Consider the following 24,130-nt stretch of genomic DNA (forward strand, 5'->3'; position numbering starts at 1 on the left):
GCTTTGCGGAGATGTACTGCCAGGCGCTGGATCACGACCTCGCAGCCGGGGCGCACGGCGCCAAGCCGCCGATGCGGCTGATCTCGGTCCGGTTCGGCAACGTCCTGGCTTCGAACGGCTCGGTGGTTCCGAAATTCAAGGCCCAGATCGAGGCCGGCGGCCCGGTGACGGTGACGCATCCCGACATGGTCCGCTACTTCATGACCATCCGCGAGGCCTGCGATCTCGTCATCACCGCGGCCACGCATGCGCTCGGAACGCACCGTCCCGACGTCTCGGTCTACGTGCTCAACATGGGCCAGCCGGTGAAGATCGTCGATCTCGCCGAGCGCATGATCCGCCTTTCCGGGCTGCAGCCGGGCTACGATATCGAGATCGTGTTCACGGGTATGCGGCCGGGCGAGCGCCTGCACGAGATCCTGTTCGCCACCGAGGAGCCGACCCGCGAGATCGGCGTTGCCGGCATCATGGCCGCGCAGCCGAACGAGCCGCCGATGCAGACGTTGCGCAAATGGATTGCGGCGCTGGAGCAGGCGATCGCGCGCGACGATCGCGCCACCATCAGGACTATCCTGAAGGATGCGGTGCCCGAATTCGGGTCGACCGCGGCCTGACCATGCAGCCTCGGGGCAAGATCGTCGTCGCGAGCCAGCATTATCCGCCGGATACGAGCACGACGGCGGCGATCATGGCCGAGATCGCATGCCGTCTCGCCGCCGAGCACGAGGTGGTCGTGCTCTCGGGCTGGCCGGGCGCGTTGCCGGACTTGCAGACCGGTCCGGGCAAGCCGCGCGTCATCGCAATCAAGAACCGCATGGCGGGCAAGGCGGCGCTGGTGCGGCGCGGGGTCTCGGAGCTGCTGTTCGCGGCGCGCACGTTCTTCGCCTTGCTGCACGAGCTCAAGGCAGGCGACGTCGTGCTCACGGTCACCGCCCCGTTCATGCTGCCTTACGCGGTGGCGGCGGCAGCCAGGCTCAAGGGCGCACGCTCGGCGCTGATCATGCACGACCTCTTTCCCGACGTGCTGGTGATGGCGGGCCTGCTGAAGCCGGGCTCGTTCGTGACGCGGACGATGCGCGCCGCCAACGGCCTGATGTTCCGCGCGCTCAATGCCGTCATCACCATCGGCCGCGACGCGGAGCGGCCGCTGCTGAGCTATGCCGGAATGACGCGGAACAAGATCCGCTTCATCCCGAACTGGGCAACGCTCGTGCCCGCGCCGCGGCCGGTCGATTCGGACAACCCGTTCCGTAAGGTGCTTTCCGCGCGCTTCATCGTCGGCCTGTCGGGCAATCTCGGTTTCACCCACGATCCGGAGATCGTGTTCGAGGCGGCGCGGCTTCTGAAGGACGAGGCCGACATTCACTTCCTTTTGTCCGGCTGGGGCATCGGCTTCGAACGGCTGAAGCAGTTGCAGGCGGCGGCGAACCTGCGCAATGTCTCCTTTGTCGGGCGGGTCGAGGATGCCGAGCTCGAGGCATTCCTGGCGTCCGCCGATCTCTGGATCATTCCATACAGGAAGGACGTTGCGGGGGTGTCGGTGCCGAGCCGGTTCTACAATCTGCTGGCGGTCGGCCGTCCCGTGGTGCTGGTGTCTGAGCCGGAGTCCGAGGCTGCCTTGACGGTGGTGGAGAACGGGCTCGGCTGGGTCGTGACGCCGGGCCGCCCGGACCGGCTCGCCGCGGCGATCCGCGCGGCGTCCCGTTCCAACGACGATGCGATGACGGAGCGCGCGGTGAGGACGGCATTGCGATTCGACCGGACGACGGCGATGAACGCCTATTCCCGTGTGATCGACGAATTGTTGCACACCGCGAACCTTTCGGAGCAACGATGAGCGAGAAGAAACCGGTCGTGCTGGTGACGGGAGCGAGCGGCTTCGTCGGCCGTCATGTCGTGCCGGCGCTCCAGCGCGAGGGATGGTCGGTCCGCCGCGCGGTCCGTCGCGCGGAAGGTGCCGACGACGAGGTGGTGATCGAGACGATCGGTCCCGAGACCGATTGGCAAGCCGCGCTGGAAGGCGTCGACGCCGTCGTCCATCTCGCCGCGCGCGTGCATCACAAGCACGAGGAGCATGCGGTCCAGCTCTACCGCAACGTCAACATCGCCGGCACGCTGCATCTGGCGCTCTGCTCGGCGACGGCCGGCGTGCGCCAGTTCGTCTTCATCAGCACCGTGCTGGTGCACGGCCGCAGTAACGAGGGCCGCGCCCCATTCAGCGAGAGCGATATCCTGACGCCGCGCGGCCTCTACGGCATGTCCAAGGCTGCGGCCGAAGCGGGCTTGAGGACGCTGGCGCGCGACAACGACATGAAGATCTCGGTGATCCGGCCGCCGCTGGTCTATGGCGCGGGCGCCAAGGGCAATTTTGCGCTGCTGACGCGCGCGGTCCAGCTCGGGTTGCCGCTGCCCGTTGCCGCGATCCGCAACCAGCGCGCCTTCCTTGCCGTGCAGAACCTGTCGTCGTTCATCCTGCGCCGGCTCGGCCATCCCGATCCCGCCAGCAATTTCGAGATATTCCTCGTCGCCGATAGGGAGCAGGTCTCGACACCCGAATTCATCACCCGTCTGGCCGAAGCGTCCGGCAAGAGCCTGCGGCTGTTCGGCATGCCGCCGGGCCTGCTCAGCACGCTGCTCAGCGTCATGGGCCGGCAGGATACGCATGACAGCCTGATCGGCTCGCTCGAGCTCAACATCTCCAAGGCGCTCGCGACCGGCTGGCAGCCGCAGGTGTCCCTCGACGAGGGGTTGCGGCTGGCGCTGTCGGCTCAGGATGCCTGAGGGCGGGAGAAGCGCCGCAGCACGAAGGCGACCGCGACCGCGCCCGCGAACAGGGTGACGATCGCGACCGGCATCGAGCCGGCGCGAACGCTGACGATGGCAAGCAGTGCCAGCACGAGATTGAGCGCGAACACCTCGCCGATCACCTGCTTGACCTTAAAGCCGTTGTCGGTGGCGCGCTGATAGAAGTGCGTGCGGTGTGCCGACCAGAATGGTTCGCGCCTGATGATGCGGCGAAACAGCGTGATGGTGGAATCCGCAAGGTAATAGGCCGGCAGCAGCAGCGCCGCAGCGGGCTGTCCGTGCCAGGCGAGCTCCAGCAGGCACCAGCCGAGCAAGAGGCCGATCGGCAGGCTGCCGACATCGCCCAGGAAGACCTTTGCGGCTGGGCGGTTGAACGGCGCAAAGCCAAGCATGGCCCCGCACAGCGCCGTGGCGAGCAGCGCCGCGGATGGCGAGAGGTCGCCATACCATCCGAGCAATCCGAGCGCGGCCGTGACAGGCACCACCTCCGCCACGGTCATGAGGTCGAGCCCGTCCATGAAATTGACGAGGTTCACGAACCAGATGCCGGCGAGCAGGATGAGGCCGCGCTCGAGCGCGAGCGGCAGCGCCGGCACGATGCGCGCGGTCTCCGGTGTCGTGAATACGACGGCGGCCACGGCTCCAGCCTGAAGCACGAGGCGGAGCAGCACGGGCAGGGGCCTGATGTCATCGACAAGTCCGACCATCGCGATCACGACGGCGGAGCCGATCAGAGGCAAGGGAATCGCGCCGTACGTCCAGGCCGCCCAGGACGCAGCCACCAGCAGCGTGGCTGCGACAACCGCGATGCCCGCACCTTGCGGGGTCGGTATCTTGTGCGACGAGCGTGCGTTCGGACGCGCCAGTGCATAACGCTGCAGCAGCGGCATGCTGCACCAGATGATGCAGGCGGAGATCAGTGCAGCCAGCACGGCCGGCGCAAGCGCAAACAGCACCAGCCCGGCCGCATGGTCCGGACCCGCGACGAGGGTTGTCACTCCGGCACTCCGATCGGCGCCGACCCCTGCGCGGCTTTCTCCGCGCTGAGGATCCAGACCAGGCCGCCGAACGCGCCGACGATGAAGGACACGGCGCCGAACAGCAGCGAGACGTTGACGCCCTCGTTGGCGGCCAGGCCGGCGAAGCCGAACGCCAGGCTCATCGTGGCTTCACGCACGCCCCAGCCGGCGATCGAGATCGGCATCATCGTGATCAGCATCACGGGTGGCACCAGCAGGAACACGTCGCTGAAGCGAACCGGGGCCGCAATCGACTGCACGACGCACCAGGCGATGACGACGGCGAGCACGTGAACGAGCACCGACAGGATTGCGATGATCGGTCCGCGGCTGCGGCTGAAGATCACGCGGTTCGCGATCACGGCACAGGCGTGAATGTGATGCGTGGCCCACCAGGTCTTCAGCCAGCGCCATTTCAGCGCGCCGAAAACCAGGAAGCCGAGGCCGCCGGCGAGCGCCAGGAAATCGATGAGCAGCAGCGCCGAGCGCCCGTGCGGATCGGTGATGAGGGTGTAGCTCCAGGGCAGGCTCGCGACGATCAGAATCGCGAGCGCGATCAAGCCGATCGCGCGGTCGACGAAGATCGAGTAGGTCGCCGCACGCCAGCCGGCACCGGCGCGCGCGACCAGCCAGAGCCGGACCGCGTCGCCGCCGATCGCCGACGGCAGGGTCTGGTTGAAGAAGGAGCCGATCACGTTGTAGCGCATGGCGCGGCCGAGCTCGAGCGGCGCGCCGCAGACGGCGCTGATCTCGCGCCAGCGCAGCACGCCGACGAAGATCTGCAGGAAGGTGACCGTGATCGCGGCGCCGATCCAGAACAGGCTGGTCACGGTGAAGCGCGAAAACAATTCGGACAGATCGACCTTGCGCAGCGCCAGATAGAGCAGCGCCGCGGAGATCAGGATTTTGGCCGTCGACAGCAGGATTCGGCGCATCTCGCCCGCATGAACAGGGTTTGCGAAGATTTGAGGCAACCCGACGCGAGCGCCGAATTCGGCCGCTTTGGTATGGTTTTGGCGCCGATCTTGCAATAGCTCTCGTGGGCTCTCGTGGAGGGGCATTATGGAGCGCATGAGCCGCGGCGGGCCTATTGCGATCACCTTGAGGTGACGGCTAAACAGGATCGGGCTAAGGATCCCCGGGGAACAGGATGACGGATCAGGCGATTTTGGTCACCGGGGCCGCCGGCTTTATCGGCTTTCACGTCGCCCGGCAGCTCCTGGGCGAAGGCCGCACCGTCGTCGGGCTCGACAATCTCAACAGCTATTACGATCCAGCACTGAAGCGGGCGCGCCTGGCGCTGTTGCAGAGCGACCCCCGCTTCTCCTTCGTCGAGGCCGATCTTGCCGACCGCGAGACGATGGCGGCGCTGTTTGCGCAACATCGTTTTACGGAGGTCGTGCATCTCGCGGCGCAGGCCGGCGTGCGCTACTCGATCGAGCAGCCGCACGCCTACGCCGATTCCAATCTGGTGGGCTTTCTCAACGTCCTCGAGGGTTGCCGCAACAGCGGTTGTCGTCATCTCGTCTACGCCTCGTCATCCTCCGTTTACGGCGCCAACACAAAATTGCCATTTGCGGTTGCGGACCGCACCGACCATCCCGTGAGCTTCTACGCCGCGACCAAGAAGGCGAACGAGGTGATGGCGCAGTCCTACAGCCATCTCTATCGCCTGCCGGTCACGGGACTGCGCTTCTTTACCATTTACGGGCCATGGGGACGGCCCGACATGGCCATGTTTCTGTTCGTAAACGCCATCATGGCGGGCAAGCCGATCCGGCTGTTTAACCATGGCCGAATGCGTCGCGACTTCACCTATGTTGATGATGTCACACGTGTAGTATCCAAGCTGATCAATCTTGTGCCTGCGGACGATCCGGCTGCCGCAAATGCGCCGTTTAAGCTCTACAATGTCGGCAATCACCATCCGGAGGAACTGATGCACGTCGTCGGGCTTCTGGAGCGGGAGCTGGGCCGGACGGCGATCAAAGAATTGCTGCCGATGCAGCCGGGAGATGTGCTGGAAACGTTCGCGGATGTCGAGGACCTGATGCGCGACACCGGCTTTGCACCGTCAACGCCGATCGAGCATGGGGTCCATAATTTTGTCACCTGGTATCGGGACTACTTCAAGGTTTGAGATGACGATGGACAAACGCATTATCCCCCTGATCATGTGCGGCGGCGCCGGCACGCGGCTGTGGCCGGCTTCGCGCGAGGTGCGGCCAAAACAGTTCCTGCCGCTGTTCGGCACCCGCTCGACCTTCCAGGACACGCTGCTGCGCGTTTCCGATCCCTCCCTGTTCGACCGGCCGATCGTCATCACCAATGCGTCCTATCGCTTCATGGTGCTGGAGCAGCTCGCCGAGATCGGCATCGAGGCCGACGTGATCCTCGAGCCGATGCGTCGCGATTCCGGACCTGCGATCGCGGCCGGCGCGGTGTTCGCGCAGAACCGCGCCAGTGAAGCCATCGTGCTTGCGCTCGCCGCCGACCACGTCGTGCAGGACAATTCCGCTTTCGTTGCCGCCTGCCGCGAGGGCCGTAACGCCGCGAGCACCGGGCGCATCGTCACCTTCGGCGTCAAGCCGGAGCGGCCGGCGACCGAATACGGCTACATCAACCCGGGCGAGGTGATCTCCGGTGAGGTGCATGCGGTCGCGCGCTTCGTCGAGAAGCCGGACGCGGTGAAGGCATCCGACTACGTCAATTCGGGCTATCTCTGGAACAGCGGCAATTTCATGTTCCCGGCCAGCGTGCTGCTCGACGAATATCGCAGGGTCGATGCAGGAAGCGTCGAGGCCGTCACCAACGCGGTCAACAATGCCGGCCGCGATCTCGGCTTCGTCACGCTGGAGCCCGAGGCGTTCGGCGCGGCCAAGGCGATCTCGATCGACTATGCCGTGATGGAGAAGACTTCGCGCGCCGCGGTCGTGCCGGTGTCGTGCGGCTGGTCCGACGTCGGCTCCTGGCACGCGGTGTGGGAGCTCTCCGACAAGGACGCACAAGGCAATGCGTCGCACGGCGCTGCGGTGTTCGAGGATTCCCGCAACTGCAACGTCACCACCGATTCCGCGCTGGTCGCGCTCGAAGGCGTCGACGATCTCGTCGTGGTCGCGACTGCTGATGCGGTTCTGGTCTCGCGCCAGAAGGATGCCAACGGCCTGAAACGTCTCGTCACGAAGCTGAAGTCGGTCGCGCCGAAGGTCACCGAGGAGCATCTCAAGGTGCACCGGCCCTGGGGCAGCTATCAGTCGGTCGACAATGGCGAGCGCCACCAGGTCAAGCGCATCGTGGTGAAGCCGGGCGGGCGACTATCGCTGCAGAAGCACCATCATCGCGCCGAGCACTGGATCGTGGTCCGCGGCGCCGCCCGCGTCACCGTCAACGAGGCCGTGAAGACGGTGCACGAGAACGAGTCGATCTACATCCCGATGGGCGCCGTGCACCGGATGGAGAACCCCGGTAAAATCATGCTGGAACTGATCGAGGTCCAGACTGGAAGCTATCTCGGGGAAGACGACATCATCCGGATTGAAGACGACTATCAAAGGTCGTAACCAGCAAACTCCGAATCACGCGACCCGGGCCAAAGAGGCGATATTTTTCGGCTTAAGGCCCGGGGAACGTGTAACTTTTTGAATCAAATCGTGTCCGGGCCGCCAAGGCGGCATTCGCCACAAATGTGGCGTCCGTGCTAGAAGCGCGCCGGGGATTTGCGTTGAATCGGGGTTTGCTCAAATGAGTTCCAAAGGATCTGCACCGGCAAAGGCCGGCTTGCGCGTTGGCGTCATTGGCGCCGGCGTGATGGGCAGCAACCATGCGCGCGTGCTTGCGGGTCTTCCCGGCGTCAGCCTCGTCGGCGTCGTCGATCCTTCGCCGGCACATCGCACACGCGCGACGGAACTTGCCAATTGCGCGAGTTTCGAGACGCTCGACCAGCTCTTCGCCGAAGGCATCGACGCCGTCACCATCGCAGCTCCCACCCACCTGCATCACGAGGTCGCGCTCGCCTGCATCGCCAAGAACATTCATGTTCTGGTCGAGAAGCCGATCGCATCCACGGTGGAGGAGGGCCGCGAGATCGTCGCTGCCGCGCAAAAGGCCGGCGTCACGCTGATGGTCGGCCATGTCGAGCGCTTCAATCCGGCGGTTGCCGCCGTCAAGCAGGCGATCGCGGGCGAAGACATTCTTTCCATCGCGATCACGCGCGTCGGCCCGTTCCCGCCGCGCATGTCCAATGTCGGCGTCGTCATCGACCTCGCCGTGCACGACATTGACCTGATCCGCTGGTTTACCGAATCCGACATCGTCGAGGTGCAGCCGCAATTGTCGAGCGCCGTCGCCGAGCGCGAGGACATCGCGCTGCTGCAGTTCCGCACCGAGAGCGGCGTGCTCGCGCACATCAACACCAACTGGCTGACGCCGTTCAAGGCGCGCAGCGTCACGGTCGCGACCCGCGGCAAATACGTGATGGGCGATCTGCTCACGCGCCAGGTCACCGAGTGCTTCGGCTTCAAGCCCGACGGCAGCTATTCGATGCGGCATCTGCCGGTCGGACATGACGAGCCGCTCCGCGCCGAGCTGATCGCGTTCCTCAAGGCGGTGCGCAACGGCGAGACGCCGGCGGTCACCGGCGACGAAGGTGTCGCCAGCCTCGAGATCGCGACGCAGTGCCTGGAGACGCCGTCGCGGCCCGCGGCCAAATCGCCCGCCCTCAAAGGCCCGCGCCGCGTCGCCGGCTAAACCCGTCATCCATGTCGACCATTCAAGAAGGCGCCAAGAGCCAGGTCATGAACCAGCATCTGCGTTCCGAACCCATTCCCTTCATCGACGTCGGCTCGCAGCGCCGCCGGCTCGGCGCTTCGCTGGATGCCGCGGTCAAGCGCGTTCTCGACCATTGCCAGTTCGTCAATGGCCCTGAAGTCGCCGAGCTCGAGAAGCAGCTCGCGGCCTACAGTGGTGCCAAGCATGTCATCGGCTGCGCCAGCGGCACCGACGCGCTTCTGATGGTGCTGATGGCAAAGAACGTCGGGCCCGGCGATGCCGTGCTGTGTCCGTCCTTCACCTTCATCGCGACCGCGTCGCCGGCCGCACGGATGGGCGCGACCCCTGTCTACGTCGATGTCGACGAGACGACCTTCAACATGAGCCCTGAGTCCCTGAAGCGCGGCATCGCGACCGCTCGCAAGGCGGGCCTGAGGCCGGTTGCGGTCATTCCGGTCGATCTGTTCGGTCAGCCCGCCGATCACGATGCGATCGCCGAGATCGCCAGGGCCGAAGGCCTGTTCGTGATCGACGACGCCGCGCAAGGGTTCGGTGCAAGCTATAAGGGCCGCAAGCTCGGCACCTTCGGGCTCGCCACCACGACCAGCTTCTTCCCGGCAAAGCCGCTCGGCTGCTTCGGCGACGGCGGCGCGATCTTCACCGATGACGACGAGCTCGCGGCCACCTTGCGCAGCATCCGCGTGCACGGGCAGGGCGTCGACAAATACGACAACGTCCGCCTCGGCCTGACCGGCCGGCTCGACACCATGCAGGCTGCGATCCTGATCGAGAAGCTGAAGATCTTCGACGACGAGATCGCAGCCCGCAACAAGGTCGCGGAGCGCTACGCGCGTGGGCTGTCCAACGTGGTCACCGTGCCGCGTCTCAGCCCGGGCAATACCTCGGTCTGGGCGCAATACACCATCCGCCTGCCTGAGGGCACCGACCGCGACGGCTTCGCTGCCGCGCTAAAAGCCCAGGGCGTGCCGACCGCGATCTATTACGGCAAGTCGATGCATCAGCAGACCGCCTACAAGCAATATCCGGTGGCCGGGGGCGGCCTGCCCGGTTGCGAAAGCCTGTCGCAGGATGTCATCAGCCTGCCGATGCACGCCTATTTGACCGAAGCCGACCAGGAGCGGATCATCGCCGCCGTCCGCGGCGCGCTGGGGGGGTGATCTTGCGCTTTTCTTCCCTCTCCCCTTGTGGGAGAGGGTGGCTCGTCGCGAAGCGGCGAGACGGGTGAGGGGTCTCTCTCCGCACTGAATGCAAGGAGAGAAACCCCTCACCCGATTGAGTTTATATCTACTTGCGGCGCTGCCCTCTCCCACAAGGGGAGAGGGCACAGCAATGCGCATCGCAGGCCGAGCGGCCGTCTTTTTTCATCACGTCAAACTTCAAAGCCTTATCGTTAGACTGATTAGTCTCTAGAACAGTCCACATGCTCGGACGCATCTTCACGGTCGGTGGTTACACGCTGCTCTCGCGGCTGACGGGGTTTGCCCGCGACATCATGCTCGCGGCGATCCTCGGTGCCGGCCCCGTGGCCGATGCCTTTTTCGTGGCGCTGCGGCTGCCCAATCATTTCCGCGCGATCTTCGCCGAGGGCGCCTTCAACGCCGCCTGGGTGCCGGCCTATGCGCATGTCCATGGCGAGAAGGGGGAGGGGGCGGCAAAGCTGTTCGCCGACCGCATCTTCACGCTGCTGTTGGCCTCGCAGGTGGTGTTGCTCATCGTCGCCTGGCTGTTCATGCCGCAGGCCATGCGCATCCTGGCGCCGGGCTTCAGTGACGATGCCGAGCAGCGCAAGCTCGCGATCGAGCTGACCCGGATCACCTTTCCCTATCTGCTGCTGATCACGCTGGTGACGCTCTATGGCGGCATGCTCAACGTGATGCAGCGCTTTGCCAGCGCCGCGGCCGCCTCGATCTTCCTGAACGTTTCGATGATGATGACGCTGGCGGTCGCCGTCTGGTTTCCGAGCGCGGGCCATGCGGCTGCCTGGGGCGTCCTGATCTCCGGTTTCCTGCAATATTTCCTGCTGGCCGGCGATCTCGCCCGCCATGGCGGCCTGCCGCGCTTTGCGCCGCTGAAGCTCGACGAAGACGTCCGCGGTTTCTTCAAGGCACTCGGGCCTGCGACGCTGGGATCGATGGGCACGCAGGTGGCGCTGTTCGCCGATACCATCATCGCGACCTTCCTGCCTGCCGGCGCGCTGTCGGCGCTTTATTATGCCGACCGGCTCAACCAGCTCCCGATCGGCGTGATCGGCATCGCCATCGGCACCGTGCTGCTGCCGGAGATGTCGCGCCGGATCACGGCCAACGACCATGACGGCGCGATGAAGGCGCAGCGCCGCGCCTTCGACTTCACGCTGCTGTTCTCAATCCCGTTCGTCGCGGCCTTCCTCACCGTGCCGGACGAGATCATGCGCGCGCTGTTCGCGCGCGGCGCGTTCTCCAAGGCCGACGCTGTCGCCGCGGGCGGCACGCTCGCGGCCTACGCCATCGGCCTGATCCCCTTCGTGCTGATCCGCAGCGCGGTTGCGACCTTCTATGCGCGCAAGGACACCGCAACGCCGGTTCGCGCGTCGCTGACCGGCATTGCGGTCAATGTCGCGCTGAAGGTCGCCTTGATGGGATCGCTGGCCCAGGTCGGCCTTGCGCTCGCAACCGCCGTCGGTGTCTGGACCAATCTGTTGCTGGTGCTGTTCTTCGCCGTGCGGCGCGGCTTTCTCGTGCTGGACCGCGCCTGGCTGATGTCGCTGGCCAAATTCCTGCTGACCGGCTTGATCCTCGCCGCAGCGTTCTGGCTGATCGCGCACTTCAGCGCTTCAGCTCTCGCCTCGATGCGCTTCCACGACGAGTTGACGCTGGTTCTGCTCGCGATCGGGGGTACAATCGTCTACGCGCTTGCGATCCTCATCCTGTTCGGCCGCAGCTGGCTGGTTTCGCTGGTGCGCGGCTAGGCGCGTGCCGAAAGCCAACACGCCTACCCCGCCTTCACCGCGCCGAAGAATCGCTTTGAACGCGGACAACGCCGTGAGCGGATGGACCGTTTGTTGGGCCTCGGAGGCACCAGGGGTCTACAGCGCGTCATGCCCGCCGGGCGGCCTTCATGCGGTTCGCCAATCGTGATACGATCTCGACATTCAGGTGCCGTCCTCAGGCAGCAACGCGATGAGGCAGTGACCATGTCATTTCGCTCTTCCTGGTCCACATCTCGGATCGACCAGTTCGCCACCGGCAATGCCGACCTGCTGATCCTGATCGGCCGCATCCTGCTTGCATGGGTGTTTGTTGGCAGCGCGTATGGAGCACTTGGCAACTTCAGTGGCTCAGTGGGCTATTTTCGGTCGCTCAACCTTCCAGTGCCGCAGCTGTTCACGACGACCACCGTCATCCTGGAAATACTGATATCGGTTGGTTTGATACTCGGCGTTGGTACGCGCTACTGCGCAATTTTGATGTTTCTATTTGTATTGTCGGCTACTGCAATCGCACATCGTTACTGGGAATATCCCGCCGGTCCGCAACAGTTCGGGCAGTACAACAATTTCCTGAAGAACATCTCGATCTCAGGAGGCGCTCTGTTGATCCTGGTCACCGGAGGGGGCCGGTTCTCCCTCGATCGGAGGCTGGCAGGCTAGCAGCGTTGTTCGTTTCAGCCGCTTCTTCGGCCTGATAGCCGATAACTTGATTCGAGTGAGCATCGTCGGCCCCGGCAGAGTTGCGACAGGTTGCAGCCGCACGATGTGCCGTTTGGTCCGTTCGTCTGACGCCATCAACGCGACGCGCAGCTCTGCCAGCTCGGCAGCTGCCAAGCCGTGCCTTTGCGGCCGTTTACTGCGTCACTTCGCCTTGTGCCTGAAAGCAACCTCGAGCAGATGGCTGACGAGATTCGAGAGCGGCTTCAGGCGCTCGCTTATTATCCTGAAGGAAAGCATCAGCCACGTCGCGAGCGCGGCACACCACAACAAGGTTTCCAATGTTTCGGGCATGAGGACACCCATGAAAGCGATTACTGGAAATCCGAGCAGTGTTGCCGATCTGAACCCACGCGACAAGTCCTCCTAAAAGTGGCAACATGCTGAAACACTCGGAAGAACCGTAGCTCGCCATGACAATCGCCTCAGCACGGCGTCTGAGTGTACGCCGGGAAGCTGGACCATTTTGCTGCTGGTGCTCTTCTTTGCCGCGCGGCGCGGCTTTCTCGTGCTGGACCGTGCCTGGCTGATGTCGCTCGGCAAATTCCTGCTGACCGTGATCATAGCCGCAGCGTTCTGGCTATCGCGCGCTTCGGCGGTTCAGCTTTCGCCTCGATGCATTTCCATGACGAGTTGACGCTCGTCCTGCTCGCCGTCCGCGGCACGATTGTCCATGCTCTCGCGATCTCATCCTGTTCGGCCGCAGCTGGCTTGTCTCGCTCGTGCGCGGCTAGGCAAGCAGGTGCTCGCCCCCAGGATGCAGCGGACATCGGCACATCTCTTGATTTTGCGCGTTTGGCGTGCTACACGCGCTGCATGATTAAATGCTCGCGCACCGTCAACCGCAACCACATGACCCGCTTCGGCTGGGCCGTGGAAGGAGTCGTGCGCTAGGAATTCGACGACGACATCTTTTCCACCAGGCCCCGCCGGCATCGGACGGGGCCTTTTGTTTGGCCACGCTCCCTGCCGGCTCAACAGCAGGAGCGTCCGATGCCACCCCAACAGACGAACATCTCACCCGAAATTGAGGTCGATGCCGCAAGGCGTGGCCTCGACCTTTCCATCGTCCTGAGCCTGCTCAGGCGCTACTGGCGTGCATTTCAGGAGTGGCGGCCGCGCGCAGGGGTCACCTTGCAGGACCTCAGTGACAGGGAGCTGATGGACATCGGTCTGACGCGCGGCGATATCGATTGCATCGCGCCTGAGCGCGCCATCGAGAGATTGAGAGACAGCACGAGGACTCTGTGTGGCCGCGGTGGGATGTGACGGACACAATTCCTGCCGTTCCTCACTGCGACAAGGAGAGGAGGCGATCATGATATCGCATGCTGCCGGTGCTCAGGCGGACGTGGAAATCCGACGATTGAATGTCGATGATCTCGATCTTTTTCGCGACATTCGTGCGGAGGCGCTTCAGATGCACCCTCAAACGTTTGGGTCTCCTGAAGAGGACGACGGCGGGGAGCCGATGATGGCGGCTTATCGCCGTTGGCTGGATGGAATGATCCTCGGCGCATTTCGATGCGGGAGCTTGATGGGCGTCGCGGGCTTCTATGTATCGCCAGATCGGCGATCGCAGCACAGGGGCAACATCTTCACGGTTTACGTGAGGGAGGAGGGCCGAGGTAAAGGGGTCGGAGATCGGCTCATCAAGGAGCTTCTTGCCCATGCCGAGGCACGCGTCGAGCAGGTGCATCTCGCCGTCCTGCTCGAATCGACCGCTGCAATCAACACCTACAAGCGTAACGGCTTTGAAATCTACGGCACCGATCCCGCTGCCGTCCGCATAGGAGAGGCCACCTACGACAAGTACTTTATGGTCAGGAAATTCAGCCGCTAAGGCCGTCCCGCACGGCTGTCCGGCCTGGTCGCGCCAGAACCGTCGGGGGTGGCTTCGAATCATCGGCCTCAATGGGGGAACGGCCCGCCTAAACCCGTTTGCCTTGCCAGTTTTTCCACGGCAATATGCCGGCAAAACAACCATGAGAACGGGAAGATAAAATGGCGGCTCCCATCAAGTTCGGCGTTGGCCAAAGCGTGCTGCGCAAGGAGGATGACGCGCTCATCCGCGGCAAGGGCCGCTATACCGACGATTACGCGCCGCAGGCTGCGCTGCGCTGCCTGATGCTGCGCTCGCCGCACGCGCATGCCAAATACACCATCGATGTGAGCCGCGCCCGCGGGCTGCCCGGCGTCGCGCTGATCCTGACCGCCGACGACGTCAAGGATCTCGGCAATCTGCCCTGCCTGTTCAACCTCGAGACCGATCCGTTCACCGGCCCGCCATACCCGATCCTGGCCAAGGACGAGGTACGCCACGTCGGCGATGCCGTCGCCTTCGTCGTCGCCGAGACCATCGACCAGGCCCGCGACGCGATCGAGGCGATCGACGTCAAATGGTCGCCCCTGCCGGCGGTGACCGGCGTCGTCAATGCTGTGAAGAAGGGCGCGCCGCAGGTCTGGCCCGACAAGGCCGGCAATGTGCTGTTCGACGTCTCGATCGGCGACAAGGCGGCGACGGAAGCTGCCTTTGCCAAGGCGCATGCGGTGGCGGAAATCTCGATCATCAATCCGCGTGTGGTCGCGAGCTTCCTGGAGACGCGTGCGGCGGTCTGCGAATACGATTCCAAGCGCGACCATCTGACGCTGACGGTCGGCAGCCAGGGCAGCCACCGCCTGCGCGACATCCTGTGCCAGAACGTGCTCAACATCCCGACTGACAAGATGCGGGTGATCTGCCCCGATGTCGGCGGCGGGTTCGGCACGAAGCTGTTTCCGTATCGGGAATACGCCTTGATGGCGGTCGCCGCGCGAAAATTGAAGAAGGCGGTGAAGTGGGCGGCAGATCGCTCCGAGCATTTCCTGGGCGATGCGCAGGGCCGCGACAACGTCACCACCGCGAAGATGGCGCTGGCCGAGGACGGCAAATTCCTCGCGATGGATTGCGACCTGATGGGCGACATGGGCGCGTATCTGTCGACCTTCGGCCCCTACATTCCCCATGGCGGCGCCGGCATGCTGCCGGGCCTCTACGACATCCAGGCCTTCCACTGCCGGGTGCGCACCATCTTCACGCACAGCGTGCCGGTCGATGCCTATCGCGGCGCCGGGCGGCCTGAAGCTGCCTATGTCATCGAGCGCCTCGTGGACGCCTGCGCACGAAAACTCGACACGACGCCGGACGCCATCCGCCGCAAGAACTTCATCCCGCCGAAGGCGCTGCCGTACAAGACGGCCACGGGCAAGGTCTATGATTCCGGCGATTTCGCCGCGCATCTCAAGCGCGCGATGGAGATCGGGGAATGGAAGGAGTTTGCAAAGCGCGCCAAGGCGGCCAAGAAGGAGGGCCTGATCCGCGGCATCGGCCTTGCGAGCTATGTCGAGATCTGCGGCGTGATGGGTGAGGAGACGGCCAATGTCCGCCTCGATCCGAGTGGCGACGTCACCGTGCTGATCGGCACGCAATCGAGCGGGCAGGGCCATCAGACCGCCTATGCGCAGATCGTCGCCGAGCAATTCGGCCTGCCACCGGAGCGCGTGCATATCCGCCAGGGCGACACCGAGGAGATCGCGACCGGCCTCGGCACCGGCGGCTCGGCCTCGATTCCCACCGGCGGCGTCTGCGTGGAGCGTGCTGCGGGCGATCTCGGCAAGAAGCTGAAGGAGTTCGCAGCTCAGGCGCTCGAAGCGAGCGCGGGCGACCTCGAGATCACCGACGGCATGATCCGGATCGCCGGCACCGACCGCTCGATCTCCTTTGCTGACCTCGCCAAGCGCCCCGGCGCCGATCCCACGAAGCTGAACGGCAGCGCGACCTTCGCCAGTGCCGACGGCACCTATCCCAACGGCACGCATCTGGCGGAGGTCGAGATCGATCCGGCCACCGGCATCATCAAGATCGTCAACTACGTGATCGTCGATGATTTCGGCAAGACGCTCAATCCGCTGCTTTTGGCCGGCCAGGTGCATGGCGGCGCCATGCAGGGCATCGGCCAGGCGCTGATGGAGCAGGTGGTCTATGGCGCGGGCGACGGCCAGCTCATTACCGCGACCTTCATGGACTACGCGCTGCCGCGCGCAGCGGACGGGCCGGCCTTCGTGTTCGAGACTGCCAACGTTCCCTGCAAGACCAATCCGCTGGGGGTGAAGGGCGCGGGCGAGGCCGGCGCGATCGGCTCCTGTCCGGCCGTCGTTAATGCCATCGTCGATGCGCTCTGGCGCGAATACAAGATCGACCATATCGACATGCCGGCAACGCCTGAGCGGGTCTGGATCGCCATCAACGAGCACCATCGCCGTCACAGCCTCTAGGCGGCGATTCTTCCGCGGCGGGAATAAACGCTCGCTGCGGGGTTTCTATCCTTGAATGGGCCCATCCTCACCTCTGCGAGCCGGAGACATTTTCAATGAAACGAACGATGATTGTCGCGGGGACCATCCTGCTGGGTGCGGGCGCCGTGATGGCGCAGCAGGAGATCGCCGTTCAGCAGGACAATCTGATGCGCGCGATCGCCAAGAACCAGTATGGCGTGATCCAGAAGATGACCAAGGGCGACATCCCCTTCGACAAGAAAGCTGCCGATCAGGCCATCGCCAGCATCGAGGCCGATGTTGCCAAGATCGCCAAGACCTTCGAGGTCAATCCCAAGCAGGATGTCGTCGACGCGACCTATGGCGCCTCGCAAAAGGTCTGGCAGAACAAGGCCGATTTCGACTCCAAGATCCCGCCGGTGCAGAAGGCGATCGCCGATGTCAAGGGCAAGATCAAGGATGTCGCCAGCCTGAAGGCGGCCTATACCGCAATCAATGACCGCTGCAGCGATTGCCACGAGACGTATCGGGTCAAGCTGAAGTAGCGAGGCGCAATTCTCGCTCCATCCGGGCTACGGCGCCGATAAGGAATCGAAAAGGCGGTTGCGAAAGCAGCCGCTTTTTTGCGCCGGCGCGAAGCGCGGCAGGAATTTATGTCCGCAAGGCCTGACGGATCGCTGTGAGAGCAGCTATCTTGGCTGCAGTCGCCGCGGAATTGACGTGAGCTGTTGGAAATTGGCGCATCTCGCTCCCGACGGCCTCATCAGGAGTTCCATGGCGCGGCTTCAAGCAGAACAGCGAGACAGGCCATGGCAAAACCGTTTCCGTCGAAGACCCACATCGGCAACCATATGCTGCATCCCGAAACCTTGATGCTGACCTATGGCTATGATCCGCAATTGTCGGAAGGCGCCATCAAGCCGCCGGTCTTCCTGACCTCCACCTTCGTGTTCAGGACCGCCGATGACGGGCAGGACTTTTTCGATTTCGTCTCCGGCCGGCGCGAGCCGCCGGAAGGCATGGGCGCGGGCCTGGTCTATTCGCGCTTCAATCATCCCAACAGCGAGATCGTCGAGGACAGGCTCTCGATCTACGAGCGCACCGAGAGCTGCGCGCTGTTCTCGTCCGGCATGGCGGCGATCGCCACCACGATCCTGGCTTTCGTTCGCCCGGGCGACGTCATCCTGCATTCCCAGCCGCTCTATGGCGGGACGGAAACGCTGCTGACGAACACGCTGGCCCGCCTGTCGATCGGCGCCGTCGGCTTCGCCGATGGGATCGACGAAGCCGCGGTCAAGCAGGCCTCGGAGGAGGCCATGGGCAAGGGTCGCGTTTCGATGATCCTGATCGAAACCCCGGCCAATCCGACCAACGGCCTGGTCGATGTCGCCATGATCCGCCGCATGGCCGATTCCATCGGAAAGGCCCAGGGACACACGCCGATCATCGCCTGCGACAACACGCTGCTCGGCCCGGTGTTTCAGCGGCCGATCGAGCACGGCGCCGACATTTCCCTATACTCGCTCACGAAATATGTCGGCGGTCATTCGGACCTGATCGCGGGCGCCGCGCTCGGCTCGAAGGCGCTGATGAAAGGCATCAAGGCGCTCCGGGGCGCCATCGGGACCCAGCTCGATCCGCATTCCTGCTGGATGATCAATCGCTCGCTCGAGACGCTGAGCCTGCGCATGGAAAAAGCCGATGCCAATGCGCGCCTCGTGGCGGATTATTTGCGCGACCACCCCAAGGTCGCCAAGGTCCACTACCTCGGTCATCACGAGGAGGACTCGCCGGCCGGGCGTGTGTTCGCGCGGCAATGCCTGGGGGCGGGATCCACCTTCTCGTTCGACATCGTCGGCGGCAAGGATGCTGCGGTCAAATTCCTCAACGCGCTGCAGATCCTCAAGCTGGCGGTGAGCCTCGGCGGCACGGAGTCGCTCGCGAGCCTGCCCGCGACCATGACCCATTCCGGCGTTCCCGCCGACATCCGCCGGAAAATCGGCGTGCTCGATTCCACGATCCGGCTGTCCATCGGCATCGAGAATCCCTCCGACCTGATTGCCGACCTCACGCAGGCGCTGAACGCGGCTTAAAGCATGATCCGGAAAAGTGCGCAGCGGTTTTCCGAAAAGATCATGCTTGAACAACAACCTAGAGCGCGATGACGATTCATCCTGATCGCATCGCGCTTTAAGCGCGGCCGGAATCGAAAAGGCCGGACGCCCCTCCTGCGCCCGGCCTTCACGCAACGAAGCAGCGTCGCGGCTTACTTCGTCACCTGACCGCGGATCTCGCCGCCCGGGTTGGCCGCGGTGTGGATGTTGACGTAGAGCTTGCCGCCGAGCAGATCGGCAGCCTGCGCGTCGGTCAGCGTCGCTTCGCCCTTCACGGGGCTGGCGGTCGCATTCGGGATCGCGAGCGCGACGCCGGCGTTCTTGCCGGCCTCCGCGGGGCCGTGGAAATGGGCGGCGGTAGCAGGGCCGGACAGCCCGGAATAGGTGACCGTCCACGAAAGCTTCTTGCTGGCGGCATCATAGTCCAGATCGGCGGTTCCGGTGGCGCTGCTGGTCGTTGCCGGCACCTCGGACTTGCCGTCGAGCGTTGCTTTCAGCTTTTCGGCGCTGGCCGGAGCTGCAAAAGCAACGGCACCGAGTGCTAAGGCGGCAATGACGGTCTTGTTCATGACATTCTCCCTGCTGAACCCGTTCGGGCTGCCAAACTTTCAACAGCCGGCATTTCAGTTTATTCCCGTTTCCGGCCAAGGCGGGCTAAATTCTTCGTGGCTGGAGCCGCGGCGACATTGGTCTTAGGTTCGCCGTGTCGAGTGAATGGATACCCATGTTGCAACGAACAATTCTCGGGGGGCTGCTCGCCGCGGTCGCCGCCGGCGTCGTCTATTGGTGGCTCAGCGCGCCGGTGGTGGCGGCTGTGGGCAACGCGCCGGCGCATGTGGCAAACCTCGCCAACGGCGAGGCCATGTTCAACGCCGGGGGCTGCGCCTCGTGCCACGCCACGCCCGACCAGCCCGACCGTGTCAGGCTCGGTGGCGGCCTCGCGATCAAGTCGCCGTTCGGAACGTTCTACGCGCCGAACATCTCCCCCGATCCGAACGACGGCATCGGCAAATGGACCGACGCCGACTTCGTCAACGCGGTGATGCACGGGGTTTCGCCAGGCGGGCAGCATTATTTTCCCGCCTTCCCCTATACGTCCTATCAGCACGCAAGGCGCGAGGACGTGCTCGATCTCTTCGCCTATCTGAAGACGCTGCCGCCCGTTGCAGGCAAAGTGCGAGACCACGACGTCGGCTTTCCGTTCAACATCCGCCGCAACATCGGCGTCTGGAAATTCCTGTTTCTGCACGACAAGCCTTTTGTCGCCGACGGCACCAAGTCGCCGCAATGGAGTCGCGGCGCCTATCTCGTCAATAGTTTTGGCCATTGCGCCGAATGCCACAGCCCGCGCAACGCGCTCGGCGGCATCATCCGGGGCCAGCGCTTTGCCGGCGGGCCCAATCCGGAAGGCGAGGGCTGGGTGCCGAATATCACGCAGAAGCGCCTCGGCGAGTGGAGCGCGAAGGATCTTGCCTACTTCCTCAAGACCGGGGAATTGCCCGACGGCGACAGCGCCGGCGGCGCGATGAAGCGTGTGATCAAGAACACCTCGCAATTGTCCGAGGCGGATATTGCGGCGATGGCGGACTATCTCAAATCGCTGCCGCCGGTCGACGGTCCGCCGCGGCCCAAGCGCAAGGAAGCTGGTTAGCTCAGCTGGCGCCGAACGCCTTGAAGGTGATGATGGTGAGGGTGTCCTGGATGCCCGGCAGCACCTGCACCTTCTCGTTGACGAAATGGCCGATGTCGGTGTCCTTGTCGACGTAGAACTTCACCAGGAGGTCGTATTGGCCGGCCGTGGAGTAGATCTCGGAAGCGATCTCGGCTTCGGCAAGCGCATTGGCGACCGTATAGGACTGGCCGAGCTTGCATTTGATCTGGACGAAAAAAGGAACCATCGCGGGCACTCCGAAAGCGTATCTGGCGGCTAATAGGCCAAACCCGGCACCATTTAGCAAGCGGACTTGCCGGCCACCAGATGTCGGTCCGGCGCCTAGGAGGTCACCACGGCCGCGGCGAATGCGTCTCTGAGCCGCTGGGCAAGCTCGACCTTGCGATAGGGCTTGGTCAGCACGATCGCCTGCGCATGCGCGTGGCCCTGCTCGACCAGGGTCTCCAGCGCGTAGCCCGAGGTGAACAGGACCGGCAGACCGGGGCGAATCCGCCGCGCCTGGTCGGCGAGCTCCCAGCCGCTCATGCCGCCGGGCATCACGATGTCGGTGAACAGCATGTCGATACCGGGCTCGGTGCGCAGCTGCTGCAAGGCCTCCTTGCCGTTGACCGCGGCAACGACGCGATATCCGAGAGCTTCCACCCTCCGAATGGCGGAGGAGCGAACGAACGGATCGTCCTCGGCGATCAGGATCGTCTCGTATCCTCGGGGCGCCGCGTCCTCGCCATCGGAAAGCTCGGCGTGCGATGATCCGATGTCCGCGCGCGGCAAATAGATCCGGACCGTCGTCCCCAGGCCCGGCTCGCTGTAGATCGAGACGTGGCCATTGGATTGCTTGGCGAAGCCATAGACCATGCTGAGCCCGAGGCCCGAGCCCTTGCCGACCTCCTTGGTGGTGAAGAACGGCTCGAAGGCGCGCCGGGTGACCTCGGGCATCATGCCTTCGCCGTCGTCGGTGATCGAGATCAACACGTAGCTGCCGGATGCGACTTCGGGGTGAAGGGCGCGATAGTCGTCGTCGAGTGTCGTCAACTCCGTGCTCAGGGTCAGGTGGCCACCGGCCGGCATGGCATCCTGCGCATTGAGCGCAAGGTTGAGCACGGCGGATTCGAGCTGGGCCCGATCCGCGAAGGCCACGATCGTGCCGGGCCTGGAGGCCGTCCTGATCTCGATGTCCTCGCGCAAGGTGCGCTTGAGCAGCTTGAACATGGACTCGAGCAGGCCGCGGCAAGCGATCGTCTGGGGCTGCAGCAACTGGCGGCGACTGAATGCGAGCAGGCGCTGCGTCAGCTCGGCACCCCGTTCGCCCGACTGGCAGATGTCCTCGGAAAAGCGGCGCAGATCGGGCCTCGCCTTGAGCTGCTCGCTCAGGTGCTCGGCGTTGCCGATGATGACGGTGAGCAGGTTGTTGAAGTCGTGGGCGATGCCGCCGGAGAGCTGACCGACCGTCTCCATTTTCTGCGCCTGCTGGAGCTGCTGCTCAGTCAGCTTGCGCGCGGTCAGGTCGTGGACGATGCCGACGAAGATCAATTCGCCGTCCTGCCGGGTCCGGCCGACCGACACGTCCATCGGAAAGGTCGATCCGTCCTTGCGCAGGCCGATGGCCTCGCCGGCGGTCGCGAAATGCCTTGCGTGGCTGTCGGGCGCGGTGCCCGCCTCGGGCATCAGCATCCTGACGTTCCGGCCCATGACCTCGTCGGCAGAGTAGCCGAACAAGCGCTCGCAGGCCGGATTGAACAGCAGAATATGGTCCTGCGCGTCGAGCAGGATGACCCCGTCGACCGCGGTCTCGACGATCGCGGTGAGGCGCGCCACGCTCTCGCGCATGGCGCGCTGGGCGTCGCTGACCTGCTGGAGCAGGAGCGTCGCGTCCCGGCTCTTGATTTCCTCCTCCTCGAGCGCGGCCTGGACCTGCCGCAGCTCGAACGGCGAGGGGATCGTCAGGATCTTCGGCAGCAGCGGCCAGAGCGCGCCCGCCGTGACCACGGATGCCACCGCGGTCGCCGCCTTGACCATGCCCTCGATGCCATAGACCGGGACCCAGAGCGTGTAGATCGACAATACGTGGGTCAGGCCGCACGCCATGATGAAGATCGCGAAGGCCCAATAGACCCAGCCGAACTTGAGGTCGCGCCGCTTGGTGACCAGAATCGCAAGGGCAAACGGAATCGAGAAATAGGCGGCGGCGATGCAGGCGTCGGAAACGACGTGAAGCCAGATCAGCTCAGGCTCCCACAACAGGCAGATGCCGTGCGGCGACAGCATGGACGAGTCGAGGAGACGTTCAAAAAAGGCCCACATCATTCCACCCCAAGATTCCGTTCCAGGCGGCTTGCGGGCCGGGAGCCCGCAACATGGGTGTCGCTGGACAGTTCCACTCTCACCTCGCGCTCCGGCGAAGCAGGTAAGGTTCGAGACTATACCAAGGGTCCGGCGCGGTTGCATTTTCAAGTCCGCACGATTGCGGGGCGTGCCGGCCCGCCGCTTGCCTGATTCGCAGGGAATACACGGCGTCGCGAATCACTGTCGGACACGGCTCGGCGCGCTTGCCGGTGTTCCACGGCCGCGCTAGGACAGGCCATGGCGGTGTCCTTATCCAGCAAAGGTGCCCGGCGATGACGACCCCAGTCGCACTCACCATCGCCGGCTCCGATTCGAGCGGCGGTGCCGGCATCCAGGCCGACCTGAAGACCTTTGCCGCGCTCGGCGTCTATGGTGCCTCCGCCATCACGGCGCTGACGGCGCAGAACACGCGTGGCGTTACCGGCATTCACCCGGTCCCGGCCGAATTCGTCACCGCGCAGATCGATGCGGTGTTCTCCGATCTCGACATTGGCGCGGTGAAGATCGGCATGGTGGCTGAGGTCGCCGGCATCGATGCGGTCGCGGCCGCGCTGTCGCGCTGGTCGCCGCGGCATGTCGTGCTCGATCCCGTGATGGTGGCAACCTCCGGCGACCGCCTGCTGGCATCCGAGGCCGTCGACGCGCTCCGCACAAAACTGATATCGCTGGCGTCGGTGATCACGCCCAATCTGCCGGAAGCCGCGGCTCTGCTCGACGAGCCGGTCGCGGCAAGCGAGGCCGAGATCGAAAGCCAGGGGCATCGCCTGCTGGCGCTCGGCTGCCGTGCGGTCCTGATCAAGGGCGGACACGGCGAGGGCGCCGAGAGCATCGATTATCTCGTCGATGCCCAAAACACGATCGCGCTCGCCGCGCCGCGCGTTGCGACCCGCAACACCCATGGCACCGGCTGCTCGCTGTCCTCGGCGGTCGCGGCTGGACTGGCCAAGGGCGAAGATCTGGAGCTTGCCGTGCGCAACGCCAAGGCCTGGATCAGCGCGGCCATCGCAGCCGCCGACCGCTTCAGCGTCGGGCACGGCCACGGCCCGGTCCATCATTTCCACAGGTTCTACTGAGGCGGGCCGTCCGCGGAAGCGCGGCCATCGATCCGTTGAGCGCTGGCTTCATCGTCCCCAATGCCTTGTGGCGACATCGAGCAAGCGCCTCTCCTTCGAGACGGACCGCTTCGCGGTCTCCTCAGGATGAGGCTGAACTGCGTCGGTCCGCTTTGAATTTGCAGCCGCGCACTCCGCCCTCATCCTGAAGGCCCGCCAACGGCGGGCGTCTCGAAGGATGTGCCGCGGGGGAGATGGCCTCAGGGAAGAGTAGGGTCCCGGCGCCTCCTGCGGCGCCATGTCGCCTGATTGTCGCATGCGGCTGATATTCGCAGGCA

The 24,130-nt window shown here is 64.4% G+C and carries 23 protein-coding genes; 17 read left to right on the forward strand and 6 right to left on the reverse strand.

Annotated elements, in window-relative coordinates; translation table 11 throughout:
• From IC66_RS0121850 to IC66_RS0121860, 3 genes are all read left to right on the forward strand, one after another.
• The coding region (locus IC66_RS0121850) for a polysaccharide biosynthesis protein (RefSeq protein ID WP_038949046.1) at positions 1-614 on the forward strand (614 nt) is incomplete at its 5' end.
• A 2-nt stretch (positions 615-616) separates the two neighbouring features.
• On the forward strand, positions 617-1,837 hold the full coding sequence (locus IC66_RS0121855) for a glycosyltransferase family 4 protein (RefSeq protein WP_038949047.1): 1,221 nt from the start codon (positions 617-619) through the stop codon (positions 1,835-1,837).
• Complete coding sequence (locus tag IC66_RS0121860) at positions 1,834-2,781, forward strand: NAD-dependent epimerase/dehydratase family protein (RefSeq protein WP_038949048.1); 948 nt, start codon at positions 1,834-1,836, stop codon at positions 2,779-2,781. The genes IC66_RS0121855 and IC66_RS0121860 overlap by 4 nt, the downstream gene beginning before the upstream one ends.
• On the opposite strand, the gene IC66_RS0121865 is transcribed toward IC66_RS0121860, so the two are convergent.
• Together IC66_RS0121865 and IC66_RS0121870 are read right to left on the reverse strand one after the other, a co-directional pair.
• Positions 2,769-3,764 carry an MraY family glycosyltransferase gene (locus tag IC66_RS0121865; protein WP_038949050.1) on the reverse strand — a complete coding sequence of 332 codons (996 nt, stop codon included), beginning with the start codon at positions 3,762-3,764 and terminating at the stop codon, positions 2,769-2,771. The genes IC66_RS0121860 and IC66_RS0121865 overlap by 13 nt on opposite strands.
• A gap of 35 nt (positions 3,765-3,799) precedes the next feature.
• On the reverse strand, positions 3,800-4,759 hold the full coding sequence (locus tag IC66_RS0121870) for a lysylphosphatidylglycerol synthase transmembrane domain-containing protein (RefSeq protein WP_028143323.1): 960 nt from the start codon (positions 4,757-4,759) through the stop codon (positions 3,800-3,802).
• A 215-nt stretch (positions 4,760-4,974) separates the two neighbouring features.
• Between IC66_RS0121870 and IC66_RS0121875 the strand changes: the two genes are divergently transcribed.
• The 6 genes from IC66_RS0121875 to IC66_RS0121900 all read left to right on the forward strand — a co-directional run bounded on the left by IC66_RS0121875 (position 4,975) and on the right by IC66_RS0121900 (position 12,240).
• Positions 4,975-5,964, forward strand: coding sequence for an NAD-dependent epimerase (locus IC66_RS0121875; protein ID WP_038949051.1), 990 nt, complete (start codon positions 4,975-4,977; stop codon positions 5,962-5,964).
• A gap of 7 nt (positions 5,965-5,971) precedes the next feature.
• Entirely contained in the window at positions 5,972-7,384 is a 1,413-nt protein-coding gene (locus IC66_RS0121880) for a mannose-1-phosphate guanylyltransferase/mannose-6-phosphate isomerase (RefSeq protein WP_028143321.1), read from the forward strand.
• A 181-nt stretch (positions 7,385-7,565) separates the two neighbouring features.
• Positions 7,566-8,570: a Gfo/Idh/MocA family protein gene (locus IC66_RS0121885; protein ID WP_038949052.1), complete on the forward strand. Its 1,005-nt coding sequence runs from the start codon at positions 7,566-7,568 to the stop codon at positions 8,568-8,570.
• Positions 8,571-8,581: 11 nt separating this feature from the next.
• Entirely contained in the window at positions 8,582-9,769 is a 1,188-nt protein-coding gene (locus tag IC66_RS0121890) for a DegT/DnrJ/EryC1/StrS family aminotransferase (RefSeq protein WP_028143319.1), read from the forward strand.
• 263 nt (positions 9,770-10,032) lie between these two features.
• Positions 10,033-11,559: a murein biosynthesis integral membrane protein MurJ gene (gene murJ, locus IC66_RS0121895; protein WP_028143318.1), complete on the forward strand. Its 1,527-nt coding sequence runs from the start codon at positions 10,033-10,035 to the stop codon at positions 11,557-11,559.
• A 225-nt stretch (positions 11,560-11,784) separates the two neighbouring features.
• Entirely contained in the window at positions 11,785-12,240 is a 456-nt protein-coding gene (locus IC66_RS0121900) for a DoxX family protein (protein ID WP_049801770.1), read from the forward strand.
• 201 nt (positions 12,241-12,441) lie between these two features.
• Here IC66_RS0121900 and IC66_RS47150 read toward each other — a convergent pair whose 3' ends face one another.
• The gene (locus tag IC66_RS47150; RefSeq protein WP_162130954.1) at positions 12,442-12,591 is read right to left on the reverse strand and encodes a hypothetical protein; all 150 of its coding nucleotides are present in this window, start codon (positions 12,589-12,591) and stop codon (positions 12,442-12,444) included.
• 172 nt (positions 12,592-12,763) lie between these two features.
• Here IC66_RS47150 and IC66_RS48395 point away from each other — a divergent pair, with 172 nt between their 5' ends.
• The 6 genes from IC66_RS48395 to IC66_RS0121935 all read left to right on the forward strand — a co-directional run bounded on the left by IC66_RS48395 (position 12,764) and on the right by IC66_RS0121935 (position 18,704).
• Entirely contained in the window at positions 12,764-12,934 is a 171-nt protein-coding gene (locus IC66_RS48395) for a hypothetical protein (protein WP_240536405.1), read from the forward strand.
• 356 nt (positions 12,935-13,290) lie between these two features.
• A complete protein-coding gene (locus IC66_RS0121915) occupies positions 13,291-13,566 on the forward strand; it encodes a DUF1127 domain-containing protein (protein ID WP_038949053.1) in 276 nt (91 codons plus the stop codon).
• Positions 13,567-13,615: 49 nt separating this feature from the next.
• Positions 13,616-14,140, forward strand: a complete 525-nt coding sequence (locus IC66_RS0121920; protein WP_063712064.1) for a GNAT family N-acetyltransferase — start codon at positions 13,616-13,618, stop codon at positions 14,138-14,140.
• 161 nt (positions 14,141-14,301) lie between these two features.
• Positions 14,302-16,611 carry a xanthine dehydrogenase family protein molybdopterin-binding subunit gene (locus IC66_RS0121925; RefSeq protein ID WP_038949055.1) on the forward strand — a complete coding sequence of 770 codons (2,310 nt, stop codon included), beginning with the start codon at positions 14,302-14,304 and terminating at the stop codon, positions 16,609-16,611.
• A gap of 95 nt (positions 16,612-16,706) precedes the next feature.
• Positions 16,707-17,156, forward strand: coding sequence for a cytochrome c (locus tag IC66_RS0121930; protein ID WP_028143313.1), 450 nt, complete (start codon positions 16,707-16,709; stop codon positions 17,154-17,156).
• Positions 17,157-17,420: 264 nt separating this feature from the next.
• Positions 17,421-18,704 carry a cystathionine gamma-synthase family protein gene (locus IC66_RS0121935; protein ID WP_038949056.1) on the forward strand — a complete coding sequence of 428 codons (1,284 nt, stop codon included), beginning with the start codon at positions 17,421-17,423 and terminating at the stop codon, positions 18,702-18,704.
• A 173-nt stretch (positions 18,705-18,877) separates the two neighbouring features.
• Here the strand turns inward: IC66_RS0121935 and IC66_RS0121940 are convergent, their stop codons facing one another.
• Positions 18,878-19,294 (reverse strand): CHRD domain-containing protein, encoded by a 417-nt coding sequence (locus IC66_RS0121940; protein WP_038949057.1) that lies wholly within the window; start codon positions 19,292-19,294, stop codon positions 18,878-18,880.
• Positions 19,295-19,449: 155 nt separating this feature from the next.
• On the opposite strand from IC66_RS0121940, the gene IC66_RS0121945 reads away from it, so the two are divergent.
• Entirely contained in the window at positions 19,450-20,376 is a 927-nt protein-coding gene (locus tag IC66_RS0121945; protein ID WP_038949058.1) for a cytochrome c, read from the forward strand.
• 1 nt (position 20,377) lies between these two features.
• On the opposite strand, the gene IC66_RS0121950 is transcribed toward IC66_RS0121945, so the two are convergent.
• Complete coding sequence (locus IC66_RS0121950) at positions 20,378-20,623, reverse strand: Lrp/AsnC ligand binding domain-containing protein (RefSeq protein ID WP_018317369.1); 246 nt, start codon at positions 20,621-20,623, stop codon at positions 20,378-20,380.
• A 95-nt stretch (positions 20,624-20,718) separates the two neighbouring features.
• Positions 20,719-22,701 (reverse strand): PAS domain S-box protein, encoded by a 1,983-nt coding sequence (locus tag IC66_RS0121955; RefSeq protein WP_049806600.1) that lies wholly within the window; start codon positions 22,699-22,701, stop codon positions 20,719-20,721.
• A gap of 311 nt (positions 22,702-23,012) precedes the next feature.
• On the opposite strand from IC66_RS0121955, the gene thiD reads away from it, so the two are divergent.
• Entirely contained in the window at positions 23,013-23,813 is an 801-nt protein-coding gene (gene thiD, locus IC66_RS0121960) for a bifunctional hydroxymethylpyrimidine kinase/phosphomethylpyrimidine kinase (RefSeq protein ID WP_038949060.1), read from the forward strand.
• Positions 23,814-24,130: the final 317 nt, after the last annotated feature.

The sequence above is a fragment of the Bradyrhizobium genomosp. III genome (assembly GCF_000261705.1).
Lineage (GTDB): Bacteria > Pseudomonadota > Alphaproteobacteria > Rhizobiales > Xanthobacteraceae > Bradyrhizobium > Bradyrhizobium ottawaense.

Bases quoted from the DNA above. Each gene is read 5' to 3' on its own strand.
- IC66_RS0121900 (WP_049801770.1), top strand. From the start codon at position 11,785: ATGTCATTTCGCTCTTCCTGGTCCACATCTCGGATCGACCAGTTCGCC.
- IC66_RS0121940 (WP_038949057.1), bottom strand. From the start codon at position 19,294: ATGAACAAGACCGTCATTGCCGCCTTAGCACTCGGTGCCGTTGCTTTT.
- IC66_RS0121890 (WP_028143319.1), top strand. From the start codon at position 8,582: ATGTCGACCATTCAAGAAGGCGCCAAGAGCCAGGTCATGAACCAGCAT.
- murJ (WP_028143318.1), top strand. From the start codon at position 10,033: ATGCTCGGACGCATCTTCACGGTCGGTGGTTACACGCTGCTCTCGCGG.
- IC66_RS0121935 (WP_038949056.1), top strand. From the start codon at position 17,421: ATGGCAAAACCGTTTCCGTCGAAGACCCACATCGGCAACCATATGCTG.
- IC66_RS0121920 (WP_063712064.1), top strand. From the start codon at position 13,616: ATGATATCGCATGCTGCCGGTGCTCAGGCGGACGTGGAAATCCGACGA.
- IC66_RS0121855 (WP_038949047.1), top strand. From the start codon at position 617: ATGCAGCCTCGGGGCAAGATCGTCGTCGCGAGCCAGCATTATCCGCCG.
- IC66_RS0121955 (WP_049806600.1), bottom strand. From the start codon at position 22,701: ATGATGTGGGCCTTTTTTGAACGTCTCCTCGACTCGTCCATGCTGTCG.
- IC66_RS0121950 (WP_018317369.1), bottom strand. From the start codon at position 20,623: ATGGTTCCTTTTTTCGTCCAGATCAAATGCAAGCTCGGCCAGTCCTAT.
- IC66_RS0121925 (WP_038949055.1), top strand. From the start codon at position 14,302: ATGGCGGCTCCCATCAAGTTCGGCGTTGGCCAAAGCGTGCTGCGCAAG.
- IC66_RS47150 (WP_162130954.1), bottom strand. From the start codon at position 12,591: ATGCCCGAAACATTGGAAACCTTGTTGTGGTGTGCCGCGCTCGCGACG.
- IC66_RS0121930 (WP_028143313.1), top strand. From the start codon at position 16,707: ATGAAACGAACGATGATTGTCGCGGGGACCATCCTGCTGGGTGCGGGC.
- IC66_RS0121885 (WP_038949052.1), top strand. From the start codon at position 7,566: ATGAGTTCCAAAGGATCTGCACCGGCAAAGGCCGGCTTGCGCGTTGGC.
- IC66_RS0121870 (WP_028143323.1), bottom strand. From the start codon at position 4,759: ATGCGCCGAATCCTGCTGTCGACGGCCAAAATCCTGATCTCCGCGGCG.
- IC66_RS0121860 (WP_038949048.1), top strand. From the start codon at position 1,834: ATGAGCGAGAAGAAACCGGTCGTGCTGGTGACGGGAGCGAGCGGCTTC.
- IC66_RS0121945 (WP_038949058.1), top strand. From the start codon at position 19,450: ATGTTGCAACGAACAATTCTCGGGGGGCTGCTCGCCGCGGTCGCCGCC.
- thiD (WP_038949060.1), top strand. From the start codon at position 23,013: ATGACGACCCCAGTCGCACTCACCATCGCCGGCTCCGATTCGAGCGGC.
- IC66_RS0121875 (WP_038949051.1), top strand. From the start codon at position 4,975: ATGACGGATCAGGCGATTTTGGTCACCGGGGCCGCCGGCTTTATCGGC.
- IC66_RS0121915 (WP_038949053.1), top strand. From the start codon at position 13,291: ATGCCACCCCAACAGACGAACATCTCACCCGAAATTGAGGTCGATGCC.
- IC66_RS0121880 (WP_028143321.1), top strand. From the start codon at position 5,972: ATGGACAAACGCATTATCCCCCTGATCATGTGCGGCGGCGCCGGCACG.